This window comes from Bacillus sp. AFS029533, from assembly GCF_002585125.1.
Classification (GTDB): domain Bacteria; phylum Bacillota; class Bacilli; order Bacillales; family Bacillaceae_G; genus Gottfriedia; species Gottfriedia luciferensis_B.
In genome coordinates, this window is sequence record NZ_NUQC01000066.1 from 39,498 (window position 1) to 50,069 (window position 10,572).

Sequence of the window (10,572 nt, forward strand, 5' to 3'; positions counted from 1 at the left end):
TATTGTTTCACACACTCTAGAAGTTAAACTAAATATTATTGGTTAAAAGAAATTTTCCCTAACTTTGCGTGTTTTTCATATCGTTGTTGAACTAGCTCTTCTTTATCCATAGTTAACAGTGACTTTAATGTTTCATATAAGTACTTGTCAATATACTTAGCCTGTTGTTCAACATCATTTTGCGCTCCACCTTTTACTTCAGGAATAATTTGGTCAACTACACCTAAATCTAATAAGTCTGGAGCTGTTATTTTCATTGTTTCAGCTGCTCTACGTGCTTGTGAAGAATCTTTCCATAATAATGCTGCTGCACCTTCTGGTGATATTACAGAGTAAGTTGAGTTTTCTAACATCAGTAACTTATTACCAATTCCTAATGCTAAAGCTCCACCACTACCACCTTCGCCAATTACAATACAAATAGTAGGTACTTTTAAGCCTGCCATTTCAAAAATATTTCGGGCAATTGCTTCACTTTGTCCACGCTCTTCAGCTGCCTTACCAGGATATGCACCTTTTGTATCGATAAACGCGATAATCGGTCTGTTAAATTTCTCTGCTTGCTTCATTAAACGAAGTGCTTTTCGGTACCCTTCTGGATGTGGCATACCGAAATTACGTCGAATATTTTCTTTTGTATCTTTACCACGTTGATGTCCAACGATAGTAACCGGTAATCCACGGTAAGATGCGATACCTGAAACGATTGCAGCATCGTCTCCAAATAATCGATCACCATGACACTCAAAGAAATCTGTAAATAATCTATTAACATAATCTAAAGTAGTTGGTCGTTCAGGATGTCTAGCAACTTGTACACGATCCCAAACTCCCATGTTACCGTATATTTCATTTTCTAAGGTTTTTAAACGTTCTTCTAAACGTCTGATTTCTTCAGAAAAATCAACATCATGTTGACTTGTATAAACCTTAAGTTCATCTATTTTCGTCTTTAGTTCATGAATCGGTTTTTCGAATTCTAACATAACCACTATTGCAAGACACCCCCTTGATGTAAGTTAAGGATTGTAAATAATTTTGAACGTAATTCTAATCGTGAAATGACTGCATCAAGCTGACCATGATTCATTAGGAATTCAGCAGTTTGGAAGTCTTCAGGTAATTCTTCACGGATCGTTTGCTCAATAATACGTCTACCAGCAAAACCAATTAAAGCACCCGGCTCAGCAAAATTAAAATCGCCTAAAGATGCAAAACTAGCAGATACTCCACCTGTAGTTGGATTTGTCATAATTGAAATTGCTAAATAACCTAGCTCGCTATGCTTTTTAAGCGCAGCACTAGTTTTTGCCATTTGCATTAAACTTAAAATACCTTCCTGCATACGAGCTCCGCCGGATGCAGTAAAAATAATAAATGGTGAACCGTCAGATGAAGCTCGCTCAACTGCACGAGTTATTTTTTCTCCGACAACAGATCCCATGCTTCCCATTCGGAATCTTGCATCCATAACTGCAATTACAACAGGAATTCCGTCGATTTTTCCTTTTCCTGTAACAATCGCCTCGTTAAGCTCAGTTTTTTTACGATCCCCTTCAAGCTTCTCTATGTAATCAGGGAAGTGTAGCGGATTTGCAGAAACCATATTTTGATCAAACTCTTCAAAAGTATCTTCATCAATTAAGCTTTCGATTCTTTCGAATGCTGTCATTTGATGGTGATAACCACAATTATTACAAACTTTTAGGTTTTTTATTAATTCTTTTGTAATACTAATTTTTTTACATTTAGGACATTTTGTCATAACACCGTCAGGTAAATCTTGTCTCATTACTTCTGAAGGTATAGATGCATATTTTTTCTTTTTGGAAAATAAGTCTTTGATTTGCAACCTAATTCCTCCTAACTTTTTTAGTACTAAATACTAATAGGATACTATAAATGTTATACACTTTTTGTTAACATTTGTCGATAAAATTCAGCTAAATTTCGTCATTACAACCATTTAACCAACTTGAAATTTGTAGAAAATCTAAAAAAATTAATTTATACATTTTTTATGAAATTCCTTTAATTTCCAACAATCTTTGCGCTTTTTTACCACATCTAAGTATTATATCAGATAAAAAAGGATAGTACTACATTACTTAATTTTAGTATTGTAATACTATCCCCATTAATATTGATATCTGGTAATAAAACTATTTAATTAAAGCTAGTTTTTTTGTTTTTTCTTCGATTTCTTTCGGGTCAACATTCAGTCTCGCAACCCCTGTTTCCATTGCAGCTTTTGCTACACTAGCAGCTACTTTTGGAGCCACTCGAGGATCAAATGGCGCTGGAATAATAAAATCTGGAGATAGATCAGCTTCACTTACTAAGCTTGCAATTGCATTTACTGCAGCAATTTTCATCTCTTCATTAATATGTGTAGCACGAACATCTAATGCTCCACGGAAAATTCCTGGGAATGCAAGAACATTATTTACTTGGTTAGGATAATCACTGCGACCAGTACCGATTACTAAAGCGCCTGCTTCTTTTGCATCTTCAGGCATAATTTCTGGATCTGGATTAGCCATTGCAAAAATAATAGGATTTTCATTCATTGAACGAACCATTTCTTGAGTTACTGCTCCTTTTACAGAAACCCCAATAAATACGTCTGCCCCTTCGAGTACTTCTTTAAGGCTACCTTGAATTTTATCTTTATTTGTGTATTTTGCAACTTCATTTTTTACGCTATTCATACCATTTGGACGCCCTTCGTAAATCGAGCCTTTTGTATCACACATAATAATTTGACGAACACCAAAACGATACAATAATTTTAATATAGCAATACCTGCAGCTCCTGCACCATTTAGGACCACTTTAATATCAGCCATATTTTTATTCACTATTTTTAAAGCATTTACTAAACCTGCAAGTGTAACGATCGCCGTTCCATGTTGATCATCATGGAATATAGGAATATTTGTTTCACGCTTTAAGCGCTCTTCTATTATAAAGCAGTTTGGAGCTGCAATATCCTCTAAATTTATTCCACCAAATGTAGGCTCTAACAATTTTACTGTTTGAATGATTTGCTCTACATCTTGCGTATTTAAGCAGATTGGAAATGCATCAACACCAGCAAAGCTTTTAAATAACGCAGCTTTACCTTCCATTACAGGTAATGCAGCCTCTGGACCAATATTACCTAGTCCAAGAACGGCAGATCCGTCCGAAACTACACCAACCATATTACCTTTCATTGTGTATTCATACACTCTGCTTTTTTCTTCGTAAATTTCTTTACACGGCTCGGCAACACCTGGTGAGTACGCTAAACTTAGTTCTTTAGCATTTGTAACTGGCACCTTAGAAACTGTTTCTAATTTACCTTGATGTACTCTATGCATATGTAATGCTTCTTCACTTAATAATGACAAACTATTCACTCTCCCTAATGTTGACGAGTTGACTTTTCAACTGTATATTTCTTAGTGATTTTCTCTTTAAAAGGTAAAAATTTCTTTTTGTATGATATCACATGTATGTTAATAATAAATAGTTTAGAGAAGAATGTCTATTTCTTTAATACAACATTTGCATCTCCTACAATATTTCTTAACATCGAAAGACAATTCACAGAAGGATTCACATAATAGTGTTCAGATAATTGAACAGCTTTTTTATCTTCTTCATAGTAAAGCACAACTTTCGCATGCCCTTTATACTTAGAGATCGTTTGCTGTATTGTGTACGAAATATTTTTATTAGTATGTCCCGTTATTTTAATAAATAAAGTATACTTCTTTTGGTCGTTTATTTCTTCCATTTCTTCGATTGTAAGGACTTCATTTATTATTAATTGTTTTCTTTCATCCCGTTCATCAACTTTTGCTTTAACTACAACTACTTCTTTTTCTTTTAATTTATGACGGTATTTTTCAAAAGTAGTTGGAAATACAACAGCATCAATTGAAGAACTTAAATCTTCAACTTGTAAAAAAGCCATATGCTGCTGTTTTTTTGTTTTTGTAATCCTTAAGTCCTTAATATAGACAAACAGTAGATGCTCTGTATCTTTCTTCATCATAATTGATGTAATAGTCCCGGCATTACTTTCATTCAGCAACTTCTCGTATTGACTAATCGGATGACCTGATAAATAAGTTCCTAAAGCTTGTTTTTCAAGTTCAAGCTTGATTGAAATTTTCATTGGCTCCACTTTAATAATTTCTGGTTTAGGCACAAAATCTTCATCAAGAAATAAATCAAATTGATCTTCATTTTCAGGTCTTACTATATCCACGTAATCAAAAATCATATCAATATTTGCTAATAGTGTTGCACGGTCGAGCTCAAACTCATCAAAGCATCCCGAAAAAATTAAATTTTCTATACTTTTTCGGTTTAATGCTTTTGGTGAAATTTTAATGCAAACCTCAAAAAAATCTTTATATGGCCGCTTTTGTAGAATTTCTCTTACAGTTGCCATTCCTATATTTTTAATAGCTAATAAACTATATCGAATTCCATTTCCTTCAACTACAAATGCGTATTGACTTTTATTTATTGAAGGTGGATAGATTGGGATCCCTTTTAATTTTGCTTCCCCAATATAATTCGATACTTTCTCTTCACTTCCTATAAAACTCGATAAAAGTGCTGCATAAAATTCTAGAGGAAAATTTGCCTTTAAATATGCTAGTTGATACGCAATCATACTATACGCTACAGCATGACTCCTATTAAATCCATAATTAGCAAATTGGACAATTAAATCGTATACTTCATTTGCAACTTGTTCATCATAACCTTTAGCTATTGCACCTTCTACAAAATGAATTCTTTCTTCATCTAAAACTTCCTTCTTCTTTTTACTTACAGCTCTTCGAAGTAAGTCTGCTTCACTTAAAGTAAATCCTGAAAGTGTCGAAGCAATTTGCATGATTTGCTCTTGATATATGATTACACCATATGTTGGTTTTAATATTTTTTCTAAAACTGGATGAGGATACGTAACATTCTCCAATCCATGCTTATATTGAATAAATCTAGGGATTTGCTCCATTGGACCCGGACGATATAACGCGTTTACAGCCACTATATCTTCAAACTGATTAGGCTGTAATTGCTGTAGTACTCTTCTCATCCCTGATGATTCTAACTGAAATACGCCTGAGGTATCTCCTTTACTAAGAACTTCAAATGTTTTTAGATCTTGTAACGGAATTTCTTCCAAATTAATTACTTCGCCTTTTGCTTCATAAATTAATCGACAGACCTCTTCCAATAAACTTAAGTTACGTAGACCAAGGAAATCCATTTTTACTAATCCAAGCTCTTCAAGGATTTCTGCAGGATATTGTGTTAAAAACACTCCATGATTCCCCTCTTGTAGCGGGACAACATTTGTTAAGGGAAGTTCAGAAATAATTACACCTGCTGCATGGATGCTTGTATGACGAGGTAATCCTTCAACTTGGCAAGCTACCTCAAATATCCGTTTATGAATACCAGAATGTTCAACATGATTTTTAAATGCTTTTGATTGCTCAAAGACATCTTTTAATGAAATTCCTAATGATGATGGAATTAACTTTGAATACCGATCTATTTCAGTTGGTGTAAGCCCCATTACCCTGGCAATATCTCGAATAGCTGCTTTTGCTCCTAATGTTCCGAATGTAATAATTTGTGCAACATGCACATCACCATATTTTGAAGCGACATAATCAATCATTTCATCTCGTCGATGATCTGGAAAGTCAATATCAATATCTGGCATTGTAATTCTTTCTTCATTTAAAAAACGTTCAAATAGTAAATTATAATGTATTGGGTCTACATTCGTAATTTTTAATACGTAAGCCACTAAAGATCCCGCAGCGGAACCACGTCCTGGTCCAACAAATATCCCTTGTTCAAGTGCATATTTAATAAAGTCCCAAACAATGAGGAAGTAATCATTAAATCCCATCTTATTGATTGTATTTAACTCAAATTCTAATCTTTGTTTAAGTTCATCATTTATTTCCCCGTACCGCTCAATCATGCCATTTTCACAAACCATTTTTAAATATTCCACTGTTGAATATTCATCAGGTACTGGATACTTAGGCAATAACGGCTGATGAAAAGGAATCGTTACATTACAGATATCTGAAATATGGATAGTGTTTTGAAATGCTTCTTCCTCATCAGAAAACAGCTTCAATAATTCGGCTTTTGATTTATAATAATATTCGTTGGAATGTAATCTTGGTCTTGATTCGTCCGATAACTTAGTACCATTTTTAACTGAAAATAATGCATCTTGAATAAGTGCATCCTCTTTTTCAATATATCGAACGTCATTTGTAACTACTAAACTGATGTTTGTTTCTTTTTGTACTTGTTTAATGAGTGGATATAGCAAACGATCTTCAGGTAAACCGTGATCTTGAATACTGACAAAAAATTGATCAAAAATTGATTGATACTCTTTTAAATGAACAATAGCTCTTTCTATTTCTCCATTCAGTAGTAAGTTTTCAATTTCTCCCTCGATTCCTGGCGTAATTGCAATCACGCCGTTACTATATGCCGATAACCACTTTTTAGGAATTCCTTCTGGTGATTTTGTCCCTATTATACTTGTAAGTTTTAAAAGGTTTTGATAACCAGTCAGATCTTTTGCTAGAAAAATCATCGGATAAGACTGCTGTTCATCCATTAAAATTGAGATTTTCACCCCAATAATTGGCTTAATCCCCGCTTTTTTACACGCATGATAAAAAGGAATTACCCCGTACATGACATTTTCATCTGCAATAGCAAGCGCAGGATGTCCTTCTCTAACAGCAGCATTAATTAATTCATCTATTTTACATGCGCTTTGCAATAAACTATAAGAACTTTGAACTTGCAAATGAACAAAACTCATCTACATTCCTCCTTACCATCTTTTCAATATAATCTATTCTATCACAAAATACGAACTTACATTCTATTTTTGTTCGTGAAAATTAAAACATATCTTTTATTTTAAACTTACTTTAATACTCATCATACACATAACACTTTGTCCATATATATTAATGGAGGGAGTGAGGACAATTGGAGCTTAAGTTGCCATTTATACCAGCATTAATTTCAATGTATTTTATTTCACTAGGAATCATAATAGGTGGATCGATAATTGGTTCAATCGGTTACTACGTCATTGGACAGCCACCACTTAGCAGCATGTATGATTTATCAATGAAGTTACGAATTTGGGCAATTGTTGGGGCGATTGGTGGAACATTCGATACATTCTATAGTTTTGAAAAAGGATTATTTGAAGGAGAAACAATTGAATTCATTAAGCAAATTTTCATGATTATAGCCGCCATGGGAGGAACTCATACAGGTACAATCATTATCCAATGGTTTACAGGAGAACACGTTTAATGAAAGCTCCTCCAGAACAACTCTCCCACGCTTGGGCTAAATTTTTTGTAGGCATTTTTTTCGGGTTTATCATTAGTTGGCTCGTTTTTATTTATTTTTATGGTGTGACTGAAGAAGAGCAAGTAAAACAAATATCTGAATTAAAAATGCTCAATAAACAATATTTAAGAGATAAAAATATATTTATTGAAAATATGGAGCGAATGAACAAGGAAAAGAAACGAAATTTAACAGTTCAAGATATCAAGGTGACAATTTTAAATTACAAACAATACAATATAAATGCCTTTACTAATAATCAACTTGTTACTGATGTAAAGGATGATCTAAGTAATTTACTTACTCAAGATATTAAAAGCGTTTCACAAAATCGGGAATTATTAAGACGTGCAATCGAAAACAAAGTTTATATTAAAGATGATCGGCGTTTTAAACTTGAAATAGATACAATCTACTTTGATACCGTATTAGAAATCACATTAAAAATAAAAAGCACAAAATAAATGAGAGGCTAGCATTCGATTAGCCTCTCAAATTTATTTTTTTAAGCTTTATTTTTCTTCCCTACAAACCTTTTTTAATTCTTCCACTACTTTTTCTGCTTCTTCCCATGAGAAGACTTTCGCTCCAGAAGCAAGCGGATGTCCACCCCCGTTAAACATAGCAGCTACTCCATTTATAACTGGTCCTTTTGAACGAAGACGTACTCGAATTAAATCCTCTTCCTCTAAAAAGATAACCCAAGCTTTTACTCCTTTTATATGTCCAAGTGAACTTACAGCCAACGAAGCTTGTTCAGAATTAACATTGTATTCATCCATTAGAGCCTTTGTCATGTTTATATGACCGACTCCCTCTTCTGTCAGTTTAAAATTTTGAAGAACATATCCATTTAAATGTGCCATCTCAATTGATGTTTCGTACATATTGTCATATATTTCATTAATTGAAAAATCCTTTTTTATCAAATTACTAGCTGCATGAAAAGTTCTTTCTGTTGTACTTGGAAATAAGAATCTTCCTGTATCTCCAATAATCCCCGCATAAATTAGTCTCGCAGCTTTGTCAGTTACGACTAATTGTTCATTACTACTCTCTGCCAGTTCAAAAATTAACTCACTTGTTGAACTGGCAGTAGTATCTACATGCATAATGTCACCGTATGGATCTACATTCGGATGATGGTCAATTTTAATCAGTTTCTTTCCAGATGAATATCTTGCGTCATCTACTCGTTCAGTATTGGCAGTGTCACAAACAATGACAAGAGCATCCTCATATACTTCATCTGCAATTTCATCCATTTTATATAAATACTCTAGAGATTGTGGCAAATGTCCTACTACATATACTTTTTTAGCGGGATAACTTGCTTTAATCATCTCTGCTAAACCACACTGTGAACCGATTGCATCTGGATCTGGGCGAACATGACGATGAATGATTATCGTATCAAACGAATGTATATCTTTTAAAATTTGTTCCTTCAACATTAAACTCTCCTTTATATGAAAACTTTTGAAATATAGTTTCTATGACTGTAAAATAGAATTATGTATTAGTCATTGAAAGGTGGAAGCTAAGTGAATAGCATTGCAACAATCGTAATTATATCTTTTCTATTCTTCTTATTTTACGTTACCAAATTTTTCTTTACAAGCGAACTATTAACAAAAAAAATTGCCGGGTCACGTGCCAGATTAACTTTTGGATTATTCTTATTGCTTTACGGTATAAATCAAATGGTAGCAAAGCTTGAATTAATCACAATTTGTGTCGGTATTCTTTTCATTCTATTTGGTGCGGCAAATCTATATCGTGGATACTTACAAAATAAGCATTATAAAGCAATTGAAAATAAACAAACTATTTAATCTATAGTAATCTAGAAAGTGAGAAAACTTACATGATGACAGAAGATCTATTTTCATCTAAATTTGATGAACTAGTAGAATTATCACATTCTAGTATTAAACTTCAAAAACTACTTACTTTTGCAGAAGAATTAGAAAATCAAGAGGAATGGGGATATCTATATTACGTTAATATGGAATTAGCAGAAACTGCTTTTTCTATTGGTGAAATAGATTTATTTATTGATACCTTTTTGTGGTGTGTAGATTTATATGATCAAAACGAAGAACGTATCGAGCAAGAGCAGATCCTATGGTTGTACAAGTGGTTGTTAGAAATAATACCTCAGTCCCTCAGATTCTCGTTAGAAGAAATTCACCATTATTTCGAGGATTTTAAGAATCGTTTAGTAATTGCTAACTATTCTTTAAGACCTTATTTTCAATCTCTATTTATAATGAATTTATATTTAAATCAAATTGATTACGCAAAACAAAACTTTCAACTATATAAAAAATCTCCAAAGGATCATTTAAGTAATTGCGAAAAATGTGAAATGTATGGTGAAATGATTTATTTACTAAAAACGGATCATCTTCAAGAAGCGTTAAATTTACAAAATAAAATAATGAATAGCTCAGTTGATTGTGACGAAGCGATTCACAAATCCTACTCAAAATTACTGCTTCCTTTATTAGAAGAAAGCAAAATAGATGAAGCATTAATTATTCAACAAAAAGCTTATTTTGTAACATACAATCGCACAAAATACATTCCTGAACTAAGTGAACAAATGATCTTTTTAACTTTTTGTGATCCTGACAGAGCAATTGAATTGTTCTATAAACATGTTGATTTATGTGATAATCTTTCAAATCTATCATATAAATTCGAGTTTTGGCTAGCAGCATTATTTATGGCGAAAAAATTGAAAATAAATGAAGATGAATTTATTTATGACTTAGAGAAATTAGAGAAAATTGTATATGACTTAGCAAAAGATTTTGATACTAGAAACGAAAATAATGAATTTGTTAATCGAGTTACTAAACTACTTTCGAAATAAATATACGGGATGATATTTTCATAAACTTCAAAGGCAGGGAATGGTTTCCTGCTTTTTTTTTACGTAATTAAAAAATAATGGAAGCCCTAATAGAGCTTCCTCGCTGTTAAAAAACAAACTTCTCAATTTAAATTACCAAATTTTCGTAAAGGAGTAGTGTGATGTTGATTTCCACTACAGGATACTCGCTTTCCATGGGGCGAGACCTTAGCCTCCTCGTCACGTTCGTTCCTGTAGGGTCTCAGGCGTCCTGCATATCCCATAGG

General features: G+C 33.0%; 9 protein-coding genes. 4 read left to right on the top strand and 5 right to left on the bottom strand.

All coding sequences use genetic code 11. The features are described from left to right. Positions 1 to 35: 35 nt before the first annotated feature. The 4 genes from accA to dnaE form a co-directional block, all read right to left on the bottom strand. Positions 36 to 986, bottom strand: a complete 951-nt coding sequence (accA, locus tag COE53_RS22810) for an acetyl-CoA carboxylase carboxyl transferase subunit alpha (RefSeq protein ID WP_069034778.1) — start codon at positions 984 to 986, stop codon at positions 36 to 38. Positions 987 to 991: 5 nt separating this feature from the next. Continuing rightward, entirely contained in the window at positions 992 to 1,792 is an 801-nt protein-coding gene (accD, locus tag COE53_RS22815; RefSeq protein ID WP_069034779.1) for an acetyl-CoA carboxylase, carboxyltransferase subunit beta, read from the bottom strand. A 370-nt stretch (positions 1,793 to 2,162) separates the two neighbouring features. Further along, positions 2,163 to 3,365 carry an NADP-dependent malic enzyme gene (gene ystJ / locus COE53_RS22820; protein ID WP_175403520.1) on the bottom strand — a complete coding sequence of 401 codons (1,203 nt, stop codon included), beginning with the start codon at positions 3,363 to 3,365 and terminating at the stop codon, positions 2,163 to 2,165. Positions 3,366 to 3,532: 167 nt separating this feature from the next. Then, positions 3,533 to 6,877, bottom strand: coding sequence for a DNA polymerase III subunit alpha (gene dnaE / locus COE53_RS22825; protein ID WP_069034603.1), 3,345 nt, complete (start codon positions 6,875 to 6,877; stop codon positions 3,533 to 3,535). 173 nt (positions 6,878 to 7,050) lie between these two features. On the opposite strand from dnaE, the gene ytrH reads away from it, so the two are divergent. Together ytrH and ytrI are read left to right on the top strand one after the other, a co-directional pair. Next, positions 7,051 to 7,386, top strand: a complete 336-nt coding sequence (gene ytrH, locus COE53_RS22830) for a sporulation membrane protein YtrH (protein ID WP_056472224.1) — start codon at positions 7,051 to 7,053, stop codon at positions 7,384 to 7,386. Continuing rightward, positions 7,386 to 7,889, top strand: coding sequence for a sporulation membrane protein YtrI (gene ytrI, locus COE53_RS22835; protein WP_084006968.1), 504 nt, complete (start codon positions 7,386 to 7,388; stop codon positions 7,887 to 7,889). The genes ytrH and ytrI overlap by 1 nt, the downstream gene beginning before the upstream one ends. A gap of 48 nt (positions 7,890 to 7,937) precedes the next feature. Here the strand turns inward: ytrI and COE53_RS22840 are convergent, their stop codons facing one another. Beyond that, a complete protein-coding gene (locus COE53_RS22840; protein WP_069034781.1) occupies positions 7,938 to 8,876 on the bottom strand; it encodes a DHH family phosphoesterase in 939 nt (312 codons plus the stop codon). 93 nt (positions 8,877 to 8,969) lie between these two features. Between COE53_RS22840 and COE53_RS22845 the strand changes: the two genes are divergently transcribed. Then, entirely contained in the window at positions 8,970 to 9,260 is a 291-nt protein-coding gene (locus COE53_RS22845; protein ID WP_069034604.1) for a YtpI family protein, read from the top strand. Positions 9,261 to 9,292: 32 nt separating this feature from the next. Further along, positions 9,293 to 10,306, top strand: coding sequence for a hypothetical protein (locus COE53_RS22850; protein ID WP_069034605.1), 1,014 nt, complete (start codon positions 9,293 to 9,295; stop codon positions 10,304 to 10,306). The last annotated feature ends 266 nt before the right edge of the window (positions 10,307 to 10,572 follow it).

Bases quoted from the DNA above. Each gene is read 5' to 3' on its own strand.
- accA (WP_069034778.1), bottom strand. From the start codon at position 986: ATGTTAGAATTCGAAAAACCGATTCATGAACTAAAGACGAAAATAGAT.
- accD (WP_069034779.1), bottom strand. From the start codon at position 1,792: ATGAGACAAGATTTACCTGACGGTGTTATGACAAAATGTCCTAAATGT.
- ystJ (WP_175403520.1), bottom strand. From the start codon at position 3,365: ATGCATAGAGTACATCAAGGTAAATTAGAAACAGTTTCTAAGGTGCCA.
- dnaE (WP_069034603.1), bottom strand. From the start codon at position 6,877: ATGAGTTTTGTTCATTTGCAAGTTCAAAGTTCTTATAGTTTATTGCAA.
- ytrI (WP_084006968.1), top strand. From the start codon at position 7,386: ATGAAAGCTCCTCCAGAACAACTCTCCCACGCTTGGGCTAAATTTTTT.
- COE53_RS22850 (WP_069034605.1), top strand. From the start codon at position 9,293: ATGATGACAGAAGATCTATTTTCATCTAAATTTGATGAACTAGTAGAA.